The 20,310-nt window shown below is 32.5% G+C and carries 20 protein-coding genes; 1 reads left to right on the forward strand and 19 read right to left on the reverse strand.

Translation table 11 applies throughout. From position 1 onward, the window contains the following. Nucleotides 1-9 precede the first annotated feature (9 nt). The 17 genes from carA to flgB all read right to left on the reverse strand — a co-directional run bounded on the left by carA (nt 10) and on the right by flgB (nt 17,463). Nucleotides 10-1,053: a glutamine-hydrolyzing carbamoyl-phosphate synthase small subunit gene (carA, locus tag ACW9JY_RS01675; protein ID WP_103077963.1), complete on the reverse strand. Its 1,044-nt coding sequence runs from the start codon at nt 1,051-1,053 to the stop codon at nt 10-12. Between the two features lies 1 nt (nt 1,054). After that, nucleotides 1,055-2,239 carry an acetylornithine transaminase gene (locus ACW9JY_RS01680; protein WP_103077962.1) on the reverse strand — a complete coding sequence of 395 codons (1,185 nt, stop codon included), beginning with the start codon at nt 2,237-2,239 and terminating at the stop codon, nt 1,055-1,057. Next, nucleotides 2,226-3,125, reverse strand: coding sequence for an acetylglutamate kinase (gene argB / locus ACW9JY_RS01685; RefSeq protein ID WP_103077870.1), 900 nt, complete (start codon nt 3,123-3,125; stop codon nt 2,226-2,228). The genes ACW9JY_RS01680 and argB overlap by 14 nt, the downstream gene beginning before the upstream one ends. Then, entirely contained in the window at nt 3,122-4,318 is a 1,197-nt protein-coding gene (argJ, locus tag ACW9JY_RS01690) for a bifunctional glutamate N-acetyltransferase/amino-acid acetyltransferase ArgJ (RefSeq protein WP_342749735.1), read from the reverse strand. Before argJ ends, argB begins: the two co-directional genes overlap by 4 nt. A gap of 330 nt (nt 4,319-4,648) precedes the next feature. Next, nucleotides 4,649-7,306 carry a CBS domain-containing protein gene (locus ACW9JY_RS01695; RefSeq protein ID WP_457283138.1) on the reverse strand — a complete coding sequence of 886 codons (2,658 nt, stop codon included), beginning with the start codon at nt 7,304-7,306 and terminating at the stop codon, nt 4,649-4,651. Between the two features lie 62 nt (nt 7,307-7,368). Then, complete coding sequence (locus ACW9JY_RS01700; protein WP_457283139.1) at nt 7,369-9,123, reverse strand: M3 family oligoendopeptidase; 1,755 nt, start codon at nt 9,121-9,123, stop codon at nt 7,369-7,371. A 17-nt stretch (nt 9,124-9,140) separates the two neighbouring features. Further along, complete coding sequence (gene ribF, locus ACW9JY_RS01705) at nt 9,141-10,031, reverse strand: riboflavin biosynthesis protein RibF (RefSeq protein ID WP_457283140.1); 891 nt, start codon at nt 10,029-10,031, stop codon at nt 9,141-9,143. Nucleotides 10,032-10,033: 2 nt separating this feature from the next. Next, the gene (truB, locus tag ACW9JY_RS01710) at nt 10,034-10,951 is read right to left on the reverse strand and encodes a tRNA pseudouridine(55) synthase TruB (RefSeq protein WP_103077865.1); all 918 of its coding nucleotides are present in this window, start codon (nt 10,949-10,951) and stop codon (nt 10,034-10,036) included. After that, nucleotides 10,948-11,301, reverse strand: a complete 354-nt coding sequence (gene rbfA, locus ACW9JY_RS01715; RefSeq protein ID WP_103077864.1) for a 30S ribosome-binding factor RbfA — start codon at nt 11,299-11,301, stop codon at nt 10,948-10,950. Before rbfA ends, truB begins: the two co-directional genes overlap by 4 nt. Beyond that, nucleotides 11,288-12,205 (reverse strand): HDOD domain-containing protein, encoded by a 918-nt coding sequence (locus tag ACW9JY_RS01720; RefSeq protein WP_146050389.1) that lies wholly within the window; start codon nt 12,203-12,205, stop codon nt 11,288-11,290. Before ACW9JY_RS01720 ends, rbfA begins: the two co-directional genes overlap by 14 nt. A gap of 37 nt (nt 12,206-12,242) precedes the next feature. Further along, nucleotides 12,243-13,592 carry a magnesium transporter gene (gene mgtE / locus ACW9JY_RS01725; protein ID WP_457283141.1) on the reverse strand — a complete coding sequence of 450 codons (1,350 nt, stop codon included), beginning with the start codon at nt 13,590-13,592 and terminating at the stop codon, nt 12,243-12,245. Nucleotides 13,593-13,689: 97 nt separating this feature from the next. Continuing rightward, complete coding sequence (locus ACW9JY_RS01730) at nt 13,690-14,943, reverse strand: MFS transporter (RefSeq protein WP_425440349.1); 1,254 nt, start codon at nt 14,941-14,943, stop codon at nt 13,690-13,692. Then, the gene (locus ACW9JY_RS01735; RefSeq protein WP_103077860.1) at nt 14,940-15,149 is read right to left on the reverse strand and encodes a hypothetical protein; all 210 of its coding nucleotides are present in this window, start codon (nt 15,147-15,149) and stop codon (nt 14,940-14,942) included. Before ACW9JY_RS01735 ends, ACW9JY_RS01730 begins: the two co-directional genes overlap by 4 nt. Nucleotides 15,150-15,386: 237 nt before the next feature. Then, nucleotides 15,387-16,004, reverse strand: coding sequence for a class I SAM-dependent methyltransferase (locus tag ACW9JY_RS01740; protein ID WP_457283142.1), 618 nt, complete (start codon nt 16,002-16,004; stop codon nt 15,387-15,389). Between the two features lie 320 nt (nt 16,005-16,324). Further along, entirely contained in the window at nt 16,325-16,624 is a 300-nt protein-coding gene (fliE, locus tag ACW9JY_RS01745; RefSeq protein ID WP_103077953.1) for a flagellar hook-basal body complex protein FliE, read from the reverse strand. An 18-nt stretch (nt 16,625-16,642) separates the two neighbouring features. Further along, nucleotides 16,643-17,065: a flagellar basal body rod protein FlgC gene (gene flgC, locus ACW9JY_RS01750; RefSeq protein ID WP_457283143.1), complete on the reverse strand. Its 423-nt coding sequence runs from the start codon at nt 17,063-17,065 to the stop codon at nt 16,643-16,645. Beyond that, nucleotides 17,062-17,463, reverse strand: a complete 402-nt coding sequence (flgB, locus tag ACW9JY_RS01755; protein WP_457283144.1) for a flagellar basal body rod protein FlgB — start codon at nt 17,461-17,463, stop codon at nt 17,062-17,064. The genes flgC and flgB overlap by 4 nt, the downstream gene beginning before the upstream one ends. Before the next feature lie 190 nt (nt 17,464-17,653). Here flgB and ACW9JY_RS01760 point away from each other — a divergent pair, with 190 nt between their 5' ends. Next, entirely contained in the window at nt 17,654-18,679 is a 1,026-nt protein-coding gene (locus ACW9JY_RS01760) for a polysaccharide pyruvyl transferase family protein (protein ID WP_457283145.1), read from the forward strand. Here the strand turns inward: ACW9JY_RS01760 and ACW9JY_RS01765 are convergent. Next, nucleotides 18,660-19,673, reverse strand: coding sequence for a YncE family protein (locus ACW9JY_RS01765; protein ID WP_103077854.1), 1,014 nt, complete (start codon nt 19,671-19,673; stop codon nt 18,660-18,662). The genes ACW9JY_RS01760 and ACW9JY_RS01765 overlap by 20 nt on opposite strands. A 377-nt stretch (nt 19,674-20,050) precedes the next feature. Continuing rightward, a partial coding sequence (locus ACW9JY_RS01770) for a hypothetical protein (protein WP_457283146.1) occupies nt 20,051-20,310 on the reverse strand: 260 nt, incomplete at its 5' end.

Here is a 20,310-nt window from a genome sequence, read left to right on the forward strand (position 1 = left end):
AGTATGTTTTTAGTTTCTATAGATTGAATCTTTGATTTTTTTAAAAATAAAAGTTGTATCGTGAACCCCAGGCCCACCTTCTGGATGAAATTGAACAGTAAAAATGGGATACTTCTTGTGCATAATTCCCTCGATACTATGATCGTTTAAATTGATGAAGGTGATTATTACATCTTTGTTTTTCACTGACTCTTTTTCAACCATATAACCGTGGTTTTGAGAAGTGATATAACATTTATTATTCAATAAATTCTTCACAGGATGGTTGGTACCTCTATGACCAAATTTCATTTTTACAGTATTAAAACCCAACGCCAAAGATATTATTTGATGACCTAAACAAATCCCAAAAAGTGGTTTCTCACCTATAAACCCCTTAGCTAAAAGTATTGCTTCTTTTGCCTTTTTTGGATCACCGGGGCCGTTGGAGAATAATACTAAATCTGGTTGAACTTTATCTACATCATTTTTACTACTGTTATATGGAAAAACGTAAAGATCGTAACCTTTAGATTTGAGCTGGTTTACTATATTTTTCTTAACTCCCAAGTCTATTAAGGCTATCTTTGGACCGTTCCCTTGAATTCTATAAATTTCCTTTGTTGAAACGCTATCAAGTAAATTCTCATTGGAAGTTGGAACTTCAAAATCCTCCTCTGTGGTTATCACACCATTCATACTACCTTCTATCCTTAACTTTTTCGTAAGGGCCCTTGTATCTACTTTACTTAAAATAGGCACTTCATGTTGGTTTAAATAATCTAAAAGTGAATACTGAGATGTGTGATGAGAGGGAAATTGACAGTAATCTTTAACTATCAAACCTTTGATGGTGGGTCTTTTTGACTGTAAATTCTCTAAATTTACACCATAATTTCCGATCAATGGATAGGTCATTACCAGTATTTCTCCTGCATAAGACGGATCCGTTATTGATTCTTCGTATCCAGTCATAGACGTGTTAAAGACAACTTCGCCTTGTCCAAAATCTTTTTTACTTATAATTTCTCCTTCAAAAATGGTAGAATCATTTAACTTTATAAATCCTTTCATCTTAATACCCCATTTCTACAAAAACTTCTTCGAGAATATTCATACCCTTGGCTATCTCCTCTTTTGTGATTATAAGAGGAGGAACAAATCTTAAAACATTGTGGTTTAAAAGATTTATCAAAAGTCCTTTTTCCATAGCTTTTTTTACTATATCACTGCCTTCTTCTATGTCTAACTTGACTCCAATCATCAAACCTTTTCCCTTAACCTTATCAATTATCGAATGTTTTTCCTTCATTGCTAATAATTGACTTTTGAAAAATTCACCATTTTCTTTCACAGTATTCAGAAAAGATTCTTGTGCAACGTTTTTCATAACAGCCATGCCAACTGCACAGGCTAATGGATTCCCACCAAATGTCGATCCATGATCCCCAGGTGTAAATACGTCAGCTTTTTCATTCACAACAAGCACACCGATGGGGAAACCACCACCTAAGGCTTTCGCAAGGGTCATCACATCGGGTACCACACCAGAATGTTCATAGGCAAAAAGTTTTCCGGTTCTTCCTATCCCTGTTTGAACTTCGTCAAAAATCAAAAGAAGATCGTTCTCATCACAAAGTTTTCTAACTTGTTGAAGATATTCATCTTTTGCTTCGTTTATTCCCCCTTCACCTTGAATAACTTCTAACATTACAGCACATGTATTTTCATCAATGGCCGACTTTAGTGAATTTATATCGTTATACTCTACGCTTTCAAATCCTTCCAATAGAGGTTCGAAGTTCTTGTGATATTTTGGCTGGGCTGTTGCCGTCAATGCACCGTAGGTTCTTCCATGAAATGAGTTCTTTGCCGTGATAATTTTGTATCTTCGCCCATTGTACTTAGTGTTTCCATATTTTCTTGCTAACTTAATCGCAGCTTCATTCGCCTCGGCTCCACTGTTGCAAAAAAAGGCACTTTTCCCAAACGATTTTTCACAGATCATCTTGGCTAACTGTATTTGATTACTATTCCAATAGAGGTTAGAAATATGGATCAATTTGTCAACTTGAGATTTTACCGATTCAACAACTGCAGGGTGAGAATGCCCCAAAGCATTAACGGCGATCCCAGCTACAAAATCTAAGTACTCTTTACCGTTTTCATCCCAAACCTTTATACCATTCCCTTGAACTAAAGTTATAGGAAATCTTGAATAAGTATTCATTACATACTTTTTATCTTCAGAGATTATCATTATCGTAAACCTCCTTCGCTATCATAGTTCCCACACCTTTGTCTGTGTATATTTCTAAAAGTAAAGCATGGGGAATTCTTCCATCTATTATATGTGCTCTTTTTACTCCGCCTTCTAACGCTTGGATGCAGCATTTTAACTTAGGAATCATTCCACCAGTGATAAATTCAGAATTCAATAAATCTTTTGCTTCTCTATATGACAGTCTTGAAATTACACTTTCTTCATCTTCTTTGTTTTTCAAGATGCCTTCTACATCTGTCAATAAAACAAATTTATCCGCCTTCAAAGAGGAAGCAATTTTACCTGCCGCTATGTCAGCATTAACGTTATAAGTTTTCCAATCTTTCCCAATTGCACAAGGAGCGATTACGGGGATATAATCTTTTTCAGTTAAATTCAAAATTACCTCTTTATTCACATTTATTAACTTACCAACATAACCCAAATCCCCTTGGGACAAATCTTTTTCTGCCAACAATAAATTTGCGTCTTTTCCACTCAATCCAACAGCCTTTCCCCCTATTTTATTTATCAACGATGTAATCTCTTTATTTACCTTACCAACCAACACCATCTCTACTATTTCCATAACTTTTTCATCAGTTACCCTTAATCCATTTACAAATTTTGTTTCTATATTTAAACTCGCAAGCATTTTATTGATATCTGGTCCTCCTCCATGAACGATAACAGGATTCAACCCAACATATTTCATAAGTACGATATCTTTTGCGATCATCGATTTAATTTGTGGGTCTTTCATAGCGTTACCACCAAACTTAATAACAGCAATACTTCCTGCAAATTTTTTTATGTAGGGTAAAGCTTCGATCAAAACTTCCGCTTTAGATATCTCATCGGAAAACTTTTCAGCTTTTATCATGTTCTGTACCCTCCATTTATTTCTACATATTTGTAACTAAGATCACATCCCCAAGAAATAGCACTCTCTTCACCATCTTTTAAATCTACAATAATTTTCAATTCTTTCTCACCGAGAATTTCTTTTGCTTTAATTTCGTTAAACTCAATAAAATGACCATCTTGACAAAGTTGAATCTTTCCTACACAACTTTGAAAACAGACATCTACTCTATTGGGATCAAAGTTTCCTCCTGAATAACCAGCGGCCGCTAACACCCTTCCCCAATTAGCGTCCTCTCCATGAATTGCTGTTTTTACTAGATTAGACTTGGCTATGGACCTTGAGATCAATTTAGCATCTTCTTTTGTCTTGGCATTTTTTACTTGTACCTCAAAAAATTTAGTAGCACCTTCCCCGTCTATCACAATTTTTTTTGCTAAATTTTCAACTACTTCATAAAGGGCTTTTTGAAATAAATTGTATTCGTGAGAATCTTCTGTAATTTCTTCGTTTTTAGCCTGCTTATTAGCCAAAATAAGAACCGTATCGTTGGTACTAGTGTCGCCATCAACCGTTATCAAATTGAAAGAATCATTAACTGATTGCTTTAAAGCTTTATTCAAGGCTGATTTAGAAATGTTTGCATCTGTCAAAATGAAAGACAACATTGTAGCCATATTGGGATGAATCATACCTGAACCTTTGGCAACCCCAGTTATTGTGATCTTTTTACCACCAATCACAACTTGTGTAGAATTAATTTTTGGGAAGGTATCTGTAGTCATTATCGCCTGTGCGAAACTTACAAGATCATCATTTGCTAAATCAATATTTTTTTCAAATGATTCTATGCCGTTTAAAATTTTTTCAATTGGCAATGGAACACCTATAACACCTGTTGAACTTACAAATACATCTTCTGGTTTTAAATTTAAGATTTCAGCGGTTTTTTCTGCCATGCTTATTGCATCTGAATATCCTTTTACACCCGTGCAAGCGTTTGCGTTACCACTATTCACAATAACAGCTTGCATTTCGTTATCCTTAATGTTCTCCATACTCAAAATAACTGGAGCCGCTTTAACTTTATTCGTGGTAAAAACAGCTGAGGCATTAGCCTTTTTTTCTGAGTATATCAGTCCTAAATCTTTTTTGAGCTTCTTGATCCCACAGTGAATTCCCCAGACTTTAAAACCCAATGGTAAAACAATACCTTCTTGCATTATTTCCGTACTTTCCATACACTAACCTCCCTCTATTCTTTTGAACTTACTGACTTTAGAAACTCTAAAAAAAACGGCTACATCTTAAAAGATGTAGCCGCATGGATTAAAACTCAATTAGGAGAATAACCATCTCCCAACCTCATAAGCACCCATTACCGGTGCTTATGATCCACCGGCTACATGGGCGCCTCCTATTGTTATTTAAATTTATTTGATTATAAGAAATGAAATTTTTTTCACAATTAGTCATAAATTCAAAAAACTCCTTTTGCTAAATTTTAGGGATTATAACATAAAAAAATTGAGTTGTCAAATTTATATCAAATTTTTTTCTTCGCCAGGTTGTATTTCACCATTCAAGAGTTTTTTCTTTATTTCTTCTAACTTTGCTTTAATTTGAACACCTTCGTATCCTTTCTTTAGTAAATCTTTCCCCGTGATGGAGAGTTTTAGTTTCTCAATCTTTCGTAAATATTCATAGTATTTTTCCAATAATTCTTCTGGAAGTTTTACAGCTAAAAAAATTAGTTGTTCATTTTGAAAACCGTTGGTTTTTTCATAGAAATATGATAATTTTAATATTTTTTCTTTGTCATTTAAATCTTTTGAAATTTCACTATATACTTTTTTCACTTGCATTAAATTCTTAATAAAATCTTTCGGTAATCCATATCTTTCACTAATTTTTTTGAGAGATTCTTCTGGAGTGTATTGCAGTAGAACGTCTAAAACTAGGTGGAATAGTCTGACTTTATTCAGATAACTTGGTAAGTTAGCCTTAAAGTATCCCTTAACATCAAAAAGTTTTTCTAAATCTTTTTCTAGTGTGGGAGAATAGTAAGTTTTTTCGAATAAGTGAAAAATTATTTTCAGTTTACCCATTCTTTTTACTGCTTTCATTGGTTCAGGTTCTTCTAATATTTTTTCTAATTCTTCTCTTATCCTCATTCCAGTCACTTTTTCCAAATATCCCTTTTCTACAGCTTCTTCTAATTTTGTTAAGGTGTTAGGCTCAATTTCAAAACCAAATCTTTGTTCGAACCTTATAGCTCTCAATATTCGAGTAGGATCTTCGATAAAAGAGAGTGGATAAAGTATTCTTATCTTGCCTTCTTCAAGATCTTTTTTACAATTAAAAAAATCCATCAGTATTCCAAAGGAACCCGAATTAAGTTTTATGGCCATGGCGTTTATAGAAAAATCTCTTCTGTATAAATCTTTTTTAATAGTTGATAATTCCACCTTTGGTAATTCTCCTGCTTCTTCGTAATATTCTGTTCTGGCGGTTGCAATATCAATCCTTATTATCTTATTTTCCCCATTTCTATAAAAAATTGAGCAGGTGTGAAATTTAGGATGTTCAATATATTTTGCTCTCAATTGTTTAGCAACATATTTACCAAATAACAAACCATCCCCTTCCACTACTACATCTATATCGTAGGGTATTGACTTTGTACCGTTTGATTTAGAGTTAATTGCTAGCAAAAGATCCCTGACAAATCCTCCTACTACATATACGTTTAACCCCAACTCATTCCCATATAGCCCAATAAGTTTTAGAAGATTAAGAATAGATGTGGGTAGAATTTTTTCCATTTCTTTTTTTAGATTTTGCGATTTATACTTTTCTTCTAAAATTGGGCTAAGTGAAAAATTAAAAACTCCGTTAGTTGCCCTCAAAAGGTCTGTTCTAGTTATTATACCAACAAGTATACCATCTTTTAAAACGGGAATCCTTCCAATGTCTGCTTCTGCCATGATCCTTCTCACTTGATTCAACGAGGTTTCTACATCAGCAACTTTTAAGTTAGTACTCATTATAGCTTTAACAGGTGCATTTTTTAAACCATGTTTCATTGCTTTTTCTATGTCTTTTTTAGTTACAATACCCACTAATTTATTATCAGAAATTACTGGGAGGCCAGAATGTCCTGTTTGAAACATCAATTCATGAGCCCTTTCAACCGTTTCAAATGATAATATGGTTCTTACGGGAGATGACATAATATGCTTTGCTCTTAAAACTGGGACAAAAGAAGAATTTAACTCTTTTTTAATCTTGTCAATAACCTCTTGTATTCTAAGACCTTTTGTTTTAGCTGAACCAGCTTTTTTATGACCTCCGCCGCCAAATAAAGATAGTATTTTATTTAAATCTATTTCTTCAATCCTTGATCTTGCAACTATATAAATGCTTTTGCCCATTTTTACAACAACAAACAAAACATCCGGAGTAAGAGTTTCAAACAATTTGTGGGTTATAACGTTTAACCCACCTATAAATTTGTTGATTTGAGAATAAGCGATATGTATTGTTACTTCCTCCAAGGTAAGCTCTTGAACATTGTTATAGAGTTTGTCAAAAAGTTCTTTTTGCTCTTTTGTCATTTCTAACGAAACAAACTCTTCTACCTCTTCTATCCTGGCACCGCCTTTTAATAATTCTGCAGAGATTTGATGATCCAATGACGTTGTTGTAGAATATACAAAATTACCAGTATCTTCATGAATTGCTATTAAAAAAAGAGTTTCATAAGTATCAGGAAGAACTATTTTTCTTTCTAATAATTTTTGAACAACTAATGTTGTGGCACTTCCTACTTCTTTTGAATAATTATTACCTTTGATATTTTGCTCCTTTAACTCTGGATGATGATCATATATGTCAACTTCTATTCCTTGCTCAATAAGAGATTTTATAAATTCAGGAATTCTATTGATATCCGCAGTATCTACAATCACAACTTTTTCGAACTTGTGGTTTTTTATTTCTTCTTGATAATCTTTTATAAAATTATTTTCCTTTTCGTATGGAATATCGTATATATTCAAAAATTCCTTAAGATTTTGCTGAGGTTCTCCTTCAAGTACAATAATAGCATCTTCATATATTAATGATGCCGCAACACATGCAGCAAAACCGTCAAAATCAGCATTTTTATGCGTAGTTATTATAATTTTAGGAACCAAGATAAATTCTCCCTTGGATTAAATCCATTATTTAAAAACATGTTGAATGTGGTTAACTTAATTCAATCTAATTTGCTAATAAATTCCCTTTCTATGAATTCGAAACCTTTTTCCCAAAAATCTTTATTTGAAATGTCAATCCCAATTTTTTTTAGTAATTCTTTGGGTGAATCTTTTGCTCCACTTCTAAGCAACTCTTTGTATTTCGGTACAAAAGATTTTCCTTCAACCTTGTATTGTTGGTATAAAGCTAAGACTAATAAATTAGCAAAATTGTATGCATACACGTAAAAAGGTGTTCTAAAGATATGAGGTATACTTGCCCACTCATAGTAATATTCTTTTGGTATTATTACTGAATCACCAAACATTATTTCTAATTCTTTTTTATACAGTTCTGCAAGTTCTTTCCAACTTGCACTTCCATTTTGTTCTATCAAATTGTGAGATGATATTTCGAATCTGGCGATCATATTTTGTCTAAACATCGTTGAAAACATTCCTTCAACATTTGATGCCAGGTACCCCGTTCTTTCTTCTTCTGAAAGAGTGGGTAGTATCTTGTCAATAACCAACATCTCACCAAAGACAGAAGCAACTTCCGCCATCGTTAAAGGAGGGTGATAATTCCAAATGTTTTGTTCAGAGGCTAAAGTTCCATGTATCCCATGTCCCAACTCATGCGCCAAAGTACCTACATCGGCAAGAGTAGCTGTAAAATTCAACAAAATAAAAGGTTTTCTATTAGGAAGCGCATAAGATGTGTAAGCTCCTCCCCTTTTACCTTTTCTTATTTCAGCATCGATTCTTTTTTCTTTAAAGAAAGACTCAGCAATTTCTCCAATTTCTTCATCGAACTCGTAATATGAATCTAAAACAATCTTCTGTGCCTCTTCAAAAGAATATTCTTTTTGCACGTTTGTTAAAGGCGCATAGATATCAGCAAGCGTTTGTTCTATACCCAACTTTTTACCTTTCCATCTGTAATATTGCTGAACCATAGGCGTTCTGTCTGTGGTGACCTTTATAACGGTTTCCACAATTTCATCTTCAACTTCGTTGTTCAAGTTTCTCATAGAAATCGGGCTTTGGAAGTTTCTCAAATTAGCCTCTGTGTCGTAATTTTTTACGATAGAATTGTATGTTTTTTCGAAGATGAGGCTATCTTCGTCATACTTTTTAAAGAATTCTTTCATTGCTTGACGTCTTAATTTTAAATCAGGTTTTCTTCTTAAAGCCCTTACTTGTGGATCGGTTAATTCTTTGATTTCCCCATCGATCTCTAACTTGAAAGTATATGAACTTGTTAACCGACCATATAGCTCTTCAAAGCCTCCACGTGATGAGTTGTACATAGCAGCTAATACCTTTTCGGCGTCTTCACTCAAGATATGATTTTTTGATTTAATAAGCCGTTGAATCACATGAGTGTAATCTTTCAATTCCTGGTCATGCATCAATTCATTTAATTTCTCTTCACTTTGCTTCAATAACCTCGGCTTCCAAAAGGATGATTCCATTTCTATTTTTGAATCGTAATCTTTAGCCGTGGCATAGAGTTTTTGAGCAATTTCATCTTGGGTGTTGGAATCATAAAGTAAGTGACAATACTGGTAAGTAAAATTATGCATTTTTAAAATTTTCTCAAACTCTTGGAAGAAATTTTTCAACTCACTTGGCGTCAAAGAAGGGTCAGATAGTTTGTCATAATATTGCTGCTGTAACTTTTTGATTTTTCTCAAGCTTTCTTCGAAATCTTCATTAATTTGTGAGTCCTTGGGTGAAGAATAAAAAAACGTTAAATCCCAAGTAGGCAAAACAGTTCATCTCCCTTCTATATATAATGTTTCGGTATAATCTTTCTAGCTTGATCTTCATCTTTCTCCATAGCAGCAATTAATTCTCTTTCATTTTTAAATTTTACCTCGTCCCGCAAAAAATCAATTACATCTAAAACAATATAATCACCATATAGATCACCAAAAAAATCCAAAAAATAAACTTCAACTTTCGGGATTTTTTTATATTCATTAAAAGTTGGCCTTAAACCGACATTCATTAACCCCCACAAAAAACCTGATCGTCCCTTTACATATCCTTTTACAATGTAAACACCAAACTTTGGTAATATGATTTTCTCTTTTTCCCAAACGTTAATATTTGCAGTTGGAAAACCAAGTTTAAACCCCAGATGCCTATCTTCATGGACTGTACCTTCCAGAGTCCAAGGCCTTCCAAGCATTTCATTTGCCGTCTTAATATTACCTGATTTTAGCTCTCTTTTTATTGCGGAAGAACTAACCCTGTTTCCTTGACTTTTTAAATCTTTCAGTACTTTGACCACCAAACCTTTGCTTTGACTAACAGCTTGTAAATATTCCACATCGCCTAAAGCATCTTTCCCAAAGGTGAAATCTTCACCACAAACTATTGCTTTTACACCCTTTTTCATCAATTCCTCAAGATATTGTTCATGGGGTAATCCCCATACTTCTTCTAAATCTTTTACTTCAACTGTAAATCCCAAATCTTCGCAGATTTGTTTTCTTCTCCAACTAGGTAGGATAAGGCCTTCAAAACCTCCAATATACTTTTCAGGAGGATATCTAAACATCAAAACCAAGGGGTCAAACCTTAAGTTATTTGCAAGTTGGAGAGTATTTTTCAATATATATTGATGGCCTTTGTGTACACCATCAAAGATCCCAATTGTGAGTGCGTACAATTTTATGTCACCTCGTACAGAATTTTATTTATTTTTACTATTCTATCGTTTCTTTCTTCTTCTTTAAAGAGAGTTTTTAAAAATGTTGATTTTTTTTCAGCTTTACCTATTCCTAAAAAATACCATTTTTCATCGTATATTTTAACGTAATCATTTTTGTTGAAATTAGAAAATTCTAAAATATTATCTTTATAAATTTGGTGACCTTTAATGACTTGTTGACCGTTATTAATCTTAACGTAAGGGAGATCTAAAGCCTCATCCATTTTTAACATTTTTTCCAACGAAACTTCTTCTAAAAGAATACTATCTTTTAATTCAAACTTACCACTCTTTATTCTACAAAGTTCTTTGGTAACAGCTCCACATCCTAAAGCATATCCTATATCCATGATTAATGATCTTATATAAGTTCCAGAACTTACTTCTACATTAAAACTAAATTCTTGTCCTTCTTGTGAAAAATTTGAAATCTGATATATTTTTACTTTTTTTGGAGGAAGATTAATTATTTTACCTTCACGCGCATATTCATAAAGCTTTTTACCTTTATATTTTTTGGCTGAATATGCAGGAGGAACTTGCAAATATTCCCCCACAAATGAAAAACATATGTCTTTCAAATTAGAGATGTGTTGCTGAGTAACTTCGTTCTTTTCTTGTACTTTTCCTTCTATATCAAAAGTATCTGTAACGATCCCCAATTCAGCTTTTACATAGTATGTCTTTTTTTCGGTCTGAAAAAATTCTAATAGTCTTGTAGCTTTATTTATTCCTACAACTAGTACCCCAGTAGCAAAGGGATCAAGAGTACCAGCATGACCAACCTTTCTAATTCCAAGCTTTTTTCTGATTATTGAGACAACGTCATGGGAAGTAATACCCTTTGGCTTGTTGATTACTAAAAAACCACTTTTCATTTACTTTCCTCGTTTTTCTCTATTTTCTCTATTAGTTTATTTATTCTTATACTTGCTTCAATACCTTCGTCTTTATGGAACCTTACTTCGGGGGCTTTGAACATTTTAATATTTTTTGCGATAAGAGTTCTAAACATACCCTTTGCGTTGTTTAGAATTTCGATAATAGCATCAACATCTTCATCGAGGGATGATACATATACATCTAAATAAGATTTATCTTTTGATAGACGTACCATATTTATATCAATAAATTTGTCTTTTAATCTAGGATCCTTTAATTGAGAAAAACCTTGGGTAATTAATTTTTTCATTTCAGACTCAAGCATTTCTCTTCTATACTGAGCCATCAGATGTCACCTCCATATCATCGAACACTTCTTTCATATTCGTAAACTCAGGAGACCTTTTAATTATATCTTTGAATTCTTCAAAATAACTGGAATATTTATTATAATTTAATCCCAAAAAGTTCCAAACCTTTAAATCAACCTCAGGAATATCGAAGCATCCTGAATAGCCATAAAAATATGAATTAGTAGTTATATTCGCAACATTTACAATATACAATAATTTTCTTGCTTCTTCATTACTAGACTCTAAAGGATTATCATGGTATGTAGCGGTTTCTATGACTAAGTCTGACATATTCCAATTTTTAAAAAGCTTCCTCCCAATCTGTTGATGCGAATAAGTTGATAACATATTTTCCGCCTGAAAAAAAGAAATTTTTTCGTGTTGAGCAACTTTAATGACCATCTCAAAAACTTCAGGCATAATATGTGCCATCACTACCTTACTAAGATCATGTAAAACGCCACACATAAAGGCTTCTTCTTTATCAGGGGAATTAAGATATTTTGCTAAAAGTTCTGAGGCCACTCCAGTTGAGATCAAGTGAACCCAAAAATGCTGTGTATTGAAAAAAGGTATTTCTTGAGAAAAATAATTCTCGACGGTAAAAATACTTAAAGCTAAATTCCTTACCGTTTTGAACCCGAGTAGATTTATCGCTTGTGTTAGTTTCGTTACTCTCTTAGGTAGTGCATAATAAGCCGAATTAGATAGTCTTAAAATCTTTGCAGTTAAAGCAGGAGATTGAACGATCATATTATGCAAGTCATTTATATCAGCATAGGGATCGTTGGCTATGTTTATAATTCTTTGTACAATAAAATCAGGCGTAGGTAATTCTTTAATTTTTTTGGTGATCTCTTGAATATCCATTTCGTTCATTATATCAGTTCCTTCCATCAAATTTCAATTTATTCATTTGCTTATTGTCTGTTTTTCACAACAAATCTTTAAGAAGTAATGCCGAAATAGAAAAATAGAAAAACATACTTAGTATATCCATCAAAGTTGAAATAAAAGGGCCAGAGATCAAGGCTGGATCTAAATGTATTTTTTTTGCAAAAAAAGGTAGGATGGCTCCTAAAAGATTTGAAATCATTACTACTATAATTATAGACAAAGATAAACTCAACATAATTAAAGGTTCTCGAGTATTAACAATTGATCTTAAAAACATGATTATTCCCAAAATTATACCTAAAATTATACCAGAAAACAACTCTTTACTTAAAACTTTTTTAAAATCATCCTCTTCAATATCTCCAACTGCCATTGATCTAATTACTATAGCAGACATTTGACTCCCAGTATTTCCTCCTATAGCGTTAATAGTTGGCATAAATGCCGCTAATACAGTAATTTTCTGTAAAACATCTGAAAATCCTTCAATTACAAAGACGGCAATACTCTCAAAAAGTAATAAGGCACCAAGCCAGATTACCCTGCTTTTTATAAGCGCCCAGATGGAAGTATGGAAATAAGAAGTTTCTGTTACTCCTACCGCCGCCATTTTTTGGATATCTTCCGTAGCTGATTCTTCTAAAACATCCACAATATCGTCAATTGTTATTATTCCGACCAACCTTTTTTCACTATCTGTAACCGGAATAGCTAAAAGATCATAATCTTGCATGATCCTTGCAACTTCTTCTTCATCTTCGTAAACTGTTGAATAGATTGGGTTTTCATTCATAATATTTTTTATGAATTCATCTTCTTCCGAAAAAATCAAATCTTTTAATTCTACTGTCCCTTTCAATTTTCTAGTGTTATCTATCACAAACAAAGTGTAGATAGTCTCTTTTTTATTTCCTTCAACCTTAATATGTTGAAGCGCCTCTTTCACAGTCATATTTTCTTTAAGATCCAAAAAATTCGGGTTCATTATCCTTCCTGCAGAATATTCAGGATAATTCAAAAGAGTAAGCGTATTTTGTCTCTCTTCATTAGAAAGATGGGCAAGTAAACGTTTAACTACGTTAGCAGGAAGTTCTTCTAAAAGATCAGCTCTATCATCAGGTTCCATATTTTCTATTATTTCTTTCAACTTATCTTCTTTAAAGAGAGAAAGTAATTCCATTTGATCGTCTTTTTCTAAATGAGAAAATACTTCTGCTGCTGTATCTTTAGGCAAAAATCTGAAAACAACAATTTTTTCATCCTGTGGTAATTCTTCAATCATCTCTACTATTCTTGCGGGTTCTTGTTCTTTTAACAACTCTTTTAGAAGTTTAAACTCTTTTTCGTTTATTAATTTTTTTATATCGACTTTTACTTCAACCTTCAATTTTGTTCCTCCTTTCAATCATTATGGTGGTAGATCAGAAAATTCAAAGAAACTACCGGTACTATCCATCTTTACCACTCCTTTCTTGCTAAAAATTTTACGCCTTTTCAGGCTCTTTTACAAAATAGAAAAGTATTGCCCCAATGATAAACAAAAAGAGCAAACTTGCAACTCCCCATCTTGAACTCTTTCCAATTTGTGTAAAGATCCCTACTAAAAAAGGGCCCAAAATAGCTGAAAATTTTCCGAATATATTGTAGAACCCAAAATACTCTGCAGATCGATCCTTTGGTATCATTCGACCATAAAGTGACCTGCTAAGGGCTTGAATTCCACCTTGAGAAGATGCTACTAACATAGCTAATATCCAAAATTGAACAATGGTTTCTAAGAAAAAAGCAAAAACAGTGATAAAAGTATAGACAAAAATCGCAAAATATATCAAACTTTTTGTAGAAAACCTCTTGGATAATCTTCCATATAACAAAGCAAAAGGAAAAGCTACTATTTGTATCACTAAAAAAACTACCAGCAAATCGTTGGCGTTAAGTCCGACATCAAGTCCATAGGAAGAAGACATCCTTATTATCGTATCCACACCATCTATATAGAAAAAATATGCCATTAAAAAGAGAAAAACATTTTTATTGCCCTTCAGATTCTTTAAAAATTGCGTGATCCGTTTAAAAGAATCTTTTATTGGAGTTTTCGTTTTTTCTACATAGTATGTTTGCTTCACATTTTTCATAATCGGTATAGAAAAAATTAACCACCACGCTGCTGTAATAACAAAAGCCAGTTTTGTTGCGGAAATAGTGGAGTTAAGACCGATTAATGAAGGATTCAAGATAAAAATAAGTCCAATTAAAAATGGGATAGTACTACCTATATAACCCCATCCAAAGCCACTAGAAGATACCCAATTCATACGTTCTTTTGAAGTTACATCTGTTAAAAAGGAATCGTAGAAAACATTCGCTCCAGAGAATCCTATGCTGGATAAAACATATAACACTAAGGCAAAAAACCATTGTCCTTCTTGAATTAAAGACAGTGAAGCTGTAAATACAACACCCATTAAAAGGAAAAAGAGCAAAAACCTTTTTTTATAGTTCTTATAATCAGCTATTGTTCCTAAAATTGGAGCTAAGATCGCCACTATCAAAGTAGCAATAGTAGATGAATAACCCCAATAAGCGGTTGACAAATAATCCGGCATCTGAGCGGCGGCATAATCCTTAAAGAATATCGGTAATAGTGCGGTGGTTATAGCAACTGAATACGCAGAATTCGCCCAATCGTACAAAATCCAACTTCTTTCCTCTTTTGTCAACTTTGCCCTCCCCCTTATTGATTGTCTTTTTCATTATTGATGAAGAGATCCAAAGGATCTTCATAATAATCTTCCATTACCGATAGAATTTCACCAATCTGAGCAAAGTACTCATCAACGTCTTTTTCATCATAGATTCCCTTTAAGAATTCTTCTAACTTTTCTAAATCCACTTCAGGATTTTCCTCAATGTACTTTTCAGCACTTTTGATTATTTCTTCCATCAAAATCACCTCCTTGTATACATGGCCATTGTTTTTAAAGCTTGTTCTCTGACTTAGCAGTCAACTTCTTAACCAATTACTTCATCACCTTCGATTATGCCTGAGGTTACAACACTTCTTAAACAAGCAGCCAATAATTCTTACAGTTAACTTCCTTTCATTCTCATGATTGTTTGACTAACTTTACAAGACTAACTTGGGGAAAAAATCAATCAGCGAAGTGTCACAAACAAGCTGTTATACAAAGTCCGATATTATCACTCCAACCAAAGGATGAATCTGCTCAATACGAGTTTTACCTCCTATCTGTTTCAAACATTCGGTTAGGTATTCTACTCGCGAAGGAAAATCTGTATCTCCACCGTCATAGTATACCTCATTGAATTTTTCAAGATGCTTATTAGGCTCATCAAAAAACATAATGTCACCGATTACCATACGACCAGGCCTAAACAAAAAATTAGATAGAGTAATCAAACTCTCTTTCTTGAGTTGATCGGGTAGATGATGCAATGAATAGACAGCAAGAATCTTTGTAATACCGTATAAAGCAAGATTGAACTCCGCACAAGGTTCTTCAAATGCGCCATAAGCAAAGATTACATTATTTAATTTCTCCTTTTCAGCCTTTATTCTGGCTTGCTCCAAACTCTTCCTACTAATATCAATACCAATTACTTGCCGACAGATATGAGCAGCTGCAATAGCTTTATCACCGGTGCCCGTTCCAACATCGAGTAACACATCTTCGCCAGTGAGTTTCAATTGCTCAAAAGCTAGCCTACCGGCTATTTGTGGGATACTCTCACTTGAACCTGCAATTTGTTCAACTGCTTTGCCCTTCGTATCAGCCATATTGTCAAATAACCGTGCGATACGTTTTTTATTATATTTTGACATTTATCTATCTCCTTTTTTAAAGTGGTAGATTGTGCCTCTCTGTTGGTGAGTATCCACAATTGGCTCTGTAACTCTTTTAAAATCAAAATTCTAAGCTGATAATCTTCTCATGATGAAGATTATCTAAAAATCATTATTTCTTATATGCCTTTATTATAACAAACTTTTATCAACTTTTTTTAAATTTTAATAAAATATAATAAAACAAAAAAATTGGGTAAAAATACCCAATCATTTAAAGTTTAAATTGTTTATGCTTGCAAGAAAAAACAAAATTATATTTGCATTCTCATTATTTCTTTATATGCTTCAACGATTCTATTTGTAACTTCGGTTGTTAATTGTAACGATAGAGAAGCCTTTTCTGCAGCGATCATAACTTGATGTATATCTGTTATATTACCAGCCGCATAATCTGCTGCAACTTTATCTGCATTCTTTTGGATTGAATTTACTTCCTCAATCGCATCTTTTAATAATTTAGAAAAGTCTAAATTTTTATCTTCTTGTTTAGTTTTTTCTGGAACCAATTTATTGGGGTCAATCCCGTTTATACCATTTATGCCGTCGGTCATCAATATTCACCTCCTTATTTATCTACCTATTCCGAGGGCAGAATTGTACATGCTTTTTGCTGAATTTACAACTGCTGCGTTCATTTCATATGCTCTTTGAGCAGACATCATATCAACCATTTCTCGTAATACATTAACATTAGGATAACTAACATATCCTTCAGCGTCTGCATCGGGATGGTTGGGATCATATACTAATCTAAAAGGTGATGGATCCTCTACTATAGAAGAGACTTTCACTCCCCCAAAATTTTTGCTTCCATTTGCGCTTTCATTAAGTACCTCTTGAAAGATTACTGTTTTTCTTCTGTATGGTCCACCTTCCTCTGTCCTGGTTGTATCTGAATTAGCTAAATTTTGAGAAATAACGTCTAACCTAAACCTTTCTGCTGTCATACCGCTTGCAGCAATATCCAAAACCTTAAATAACCCATCCATCATTTACCACCTCTAATAGCTGTTTCATACCTTTGTATCGCATAAGTCATCAATCTGGATAAAGTGTTGTATTTTAAAGTATTTTGAGTCATTCTCACCAATTCCACATCGGGGTCAACGTTGTTCCCATCATCTCTGAGCGATTTGGAATCATCTATTTGAATATTTGGTTGAATTTTTCCTAAAGATAAGGTATTATTTATGTGTTGGTCTCTATTCACTTTGAGAGTCAAAGCTGAATCTTCACTCAACGCTTTTTGTAACTCGTTTTCAAAATCAACGTACTTTCTTTTGTATCCGGTGGTTTCATAATTTGCTATATTCTGAGAAATTACGTTTTGCCTTAAGGACAATGCATCCATAGTATTTGGAATTATCTCGAAATTAATATTATCAAACAATATTTTTCACCTACCTTTATTTTATCTATTTTATTTTTCTTTTCTAAAGTAATGTTTTCCTAAATAATTTGCACACTTCAGAAATAAAATAATTTTCAATATTGAGTTTTTAATTAAAAAAAGAAACAGAAATAAAGCATATTTTAGAGTCTTGATAGAAAGTATAAATAATTAATTTGGAGGAGTCAAGATGAAAAAAATTTTTTTAATTGGGTTTTATGGATACGGCAACTTTGGAGATGACTTATTACTTAAAAGTTTCTTACAAATATTAAATGAAATAAAATTTGATGGGATTTTATTCTTACCTCTTGAAAACGAGTTGGAATTCAATGAAAAATATAGATTTCAAATAATCACTGTTTCAAGATTCAATTTCTACGAACTACGTAGAACTATAAAAGACTGCGATGTTATAATCTTTGGAGGAGGAAACCTTTTTCAATCCGAAACATCTTACAGAAGTTTTATGTACTATTATTATATAGCCCACCTCGGGGCAAAGTTTAATAAAACAATTTTACTCTTATCACAAGGTTTTGGATCTTTTAAGGAAAAACGTAGCCTCCAAAAATTAAAAAAGATCCTTTCTTATCCGAAACTTTACGGTAATTTGAGAGATAAAACATCATATGCCTTTGCATCAAGATGCAATAAAAATATCTCTCTAGGTGTAGATGTGGGACCATATGCCTTTTTAAATTATACTTATGAAAAAACAGACAAAATATCAGTTTGTTTAAAAGAAGAACACGATTTACAACATTTAACAGAATTTTTATCTACCTTTGAAAATTATTCACTTTCCACATTAGTAATAAATGCAAACCAAGATGCATTAAAAAATTATGAATTAGTTGAAAACATTAGAAGAAAAACGAATGTACTAGCTGAGTTCCCTTTTAAAGACCCAAATAAGATAATCAAAGAAATTTCTGAATCTAAAATAATCATATCTGATCGTTTACACAGTGCTCTGACTGGAATCTTTTTTGCTGGACAGACAATAACTTTCAACAATATTAAGAATCGTAGAGTATTAAAAAATATAAAAGAAGATTATAACTTTTTTTATAAAAATACATCTGAGATACCTTTTATCTATTACGATACCGTTTCTTCAAATTACGATTTCAAAGAAGCTTCTGACATCTACAAAGATAAATTACAAAAAACAATATTTGACATAAAAACACTCATTCAAAGTATCTTATGACCTGCAACTTGGAGGAATCGGTACAAAGTACCAAAACTATATTATCCGTAGGAGACTCAACATCGATAGGATAATTGTAGGTATCAATTGTTTGATAGACATTTTTACCCTCTATTACAAAAAGCTTATTTTCTATATGAGAGATAGCAAACAAATATTGTCCATTGGGAGAAACAGAAATATCACTAATTGGTACTTCTTCTAAAATAACATCGGTTTTCCCAGAGGAAAGATTGTAGTAATAAACACCACCCATGAGAGAATTACCCACAATATTATCTTTGTAGAGTTCAATATTTGTGCTATACTCCCCAAATTGTGCAATTTTAGGCTGTTTTCTGAAATCATTTCTATACAAACTTCCATCGTAATATGAAAGCATATAAATGATTCCGTTTGATCCCACAATATCTATAGGATGTTCAATATGATTATAATTCACTATATAAGTATCATTATTAGGGATCAAAAAAAGAAGATCTGTTAAAAACACGTTGTTTTGAAAGTTATCAAACAAAGGTATAAAAACTTGATCACCTATATTTCTTATCAACGGGCTATGTACAGGAAGGACCATTGATTTTTTTAATAACAGATTGTTATCAACTATGTATAATTTATAAGGATTTGTACCTAATATGTACAATTCTTCATTTATCAATCTTATATTAACGGGCTTAGAATCTAAAACTAATTTTTGTATCACTTTGTTGTTTTTAATTTTTAATACTTCCTTATTGTAATTATCAATAACATAAAAAAATTCGCCATCGTATGCCCCCCCCATCGGTAAGATAGCTTGTGTAAACTCAGTTTTTTCTAAAGTAAAGATATCTATAAAATGGATAGTACCTTGATAATCTGCAATTATCGCATAACTTTTACCCAAGTCGATATGAAATGCCCTTTCTCCAATATCGAAATTGTTGACTTCTAAAAAAATGGATTCAGAAAATAAGAAAGATACAAAGAATATAGTAAGTACTATTAACAAATGGGATTTTTTTGAAATAATAATCTCTCCTCATATAAGCAATTTATAGAATTATTTTACCACATCACATTTTTTCAATCAACATTTAATTATTTTAATTTCTCAGTGAAAAAGCTCTTAACTTACTGTAATCGCTTTTAAATAGAAATAATGGCTAATAACCAAGTATAATTCAGAAATTCTCTTGTTGAACAATTAAAAAAAAAAATGTTATAATAAAATCAATCTATTGTTTGTTGTTGTTCATTCTAATTACCCACTTCAGAAATAGGTCAAAGCAACGATTAACTAAAGGTAAAGTAAGGTAAGGCAAGAAGAAAAAGAACTAAAATATTGGATAATTATCCAAAATTCTCTTTGAAAATCGAAGTAATTCTTCAAAAAATTGAAAAGTAATTAGAATTGAAGAATTTTCTAGGAAAAATAGAGATGTAAGAAGCACAGTTATTGAATAACCGTTCATTTGGGAGTATTGAAAAGGTTTTAAATCTTCTAAAGAAACAAGCTAAGAAGTTAAACCCACTAAGATCCAAGTACTTAACAACCTTTTCCAAAAGGACGAAAGCATAATTCTTGTCATTGGCAGAAGCAGGGGAAACCACGGTGAAGATAGGGACGTTTAGGAAAGTGATAGTAT

It is taken from the genome of Petrotoga sp. DB-2 (genome assembly GCF_054051725.1).

Bases quoted from the DNA above. Each gene is read 5' to 3' on its own strand.
- carA (WP_103077963.1), bottom strand. From the start codon at position 1,053: ATGAAAGGATTTATAAAGTTAAATGATTCTACCATTTTTGAAGGAGAA.
- ACW9JY_RS01680 (WP_103077962.1), bottom strand. From the start codon at position 2,239: ATGATAATCTCTGAAGATAAAAAGTATGTAATGAATACTTATTCAAGA.
- argB (WP_103077870.1), bottom strand. From the start codon at position 3,125: ATGATAAAAGCTGAAAAGTTTTCCGATGAGATATCTAAAGCGGAAGTT.
- truB (WP_103077865.1), bottom strand. From the start codon at position 10,951: ATGAAAAGTGGTTTTTTAGTAATCAACAAGCCAAAGGGTATTACTTCC.
- rbfA (WP_103077864.1), bottom strand. From the start codon at position 11,301: ATGGCTCAGTATAGAAGAGAAATGCTTGAGTCTGAAATGAAAAAATTA.
- ACW9JY_RS01720 (WP_146050389.1), bottom strand. From the start codon at position 12,205: ATGGAAGGAACTGATATAATGAACGAAATGGATATTCAAGAGATCACC.
- ACW9JY_RS01735 (WP_103077860.1), bottom strand. From the start codon at position 15,149: ATGGAAGAAATAATCAAAAGTGCTGAAAAGTACATTGAGGAAAATCCT.
- ACW9JY_RS01740 (WP_457283142.1), bottom strand. From the start codon at position 16,004: ATGGCTGATACGAAGGGCAAAGCAGTTGAACAAATTGCAGGTTCAAGT.
- fliE (WP_103077953.1), bottom strand. From the start codon at position 16,624: ATGACCGACGGCATAAATGGTATAAACGGGATTGACCCCAATAAATTG.
- flgC (WP_457283143.1), bottom strand. From the start codon at position 17,065: ATGATGGATGGGTTATTTAAGGTTTTGGATATTGCTGCAAGCGGTATG.
- ACW9JY_RS01760 (WP_457283145.1), top strand. From the start codon at position 17,654: ATGAAAAAAATTTTTTTAATTGGGTTTTATGGATACGGCAACTTTGGA.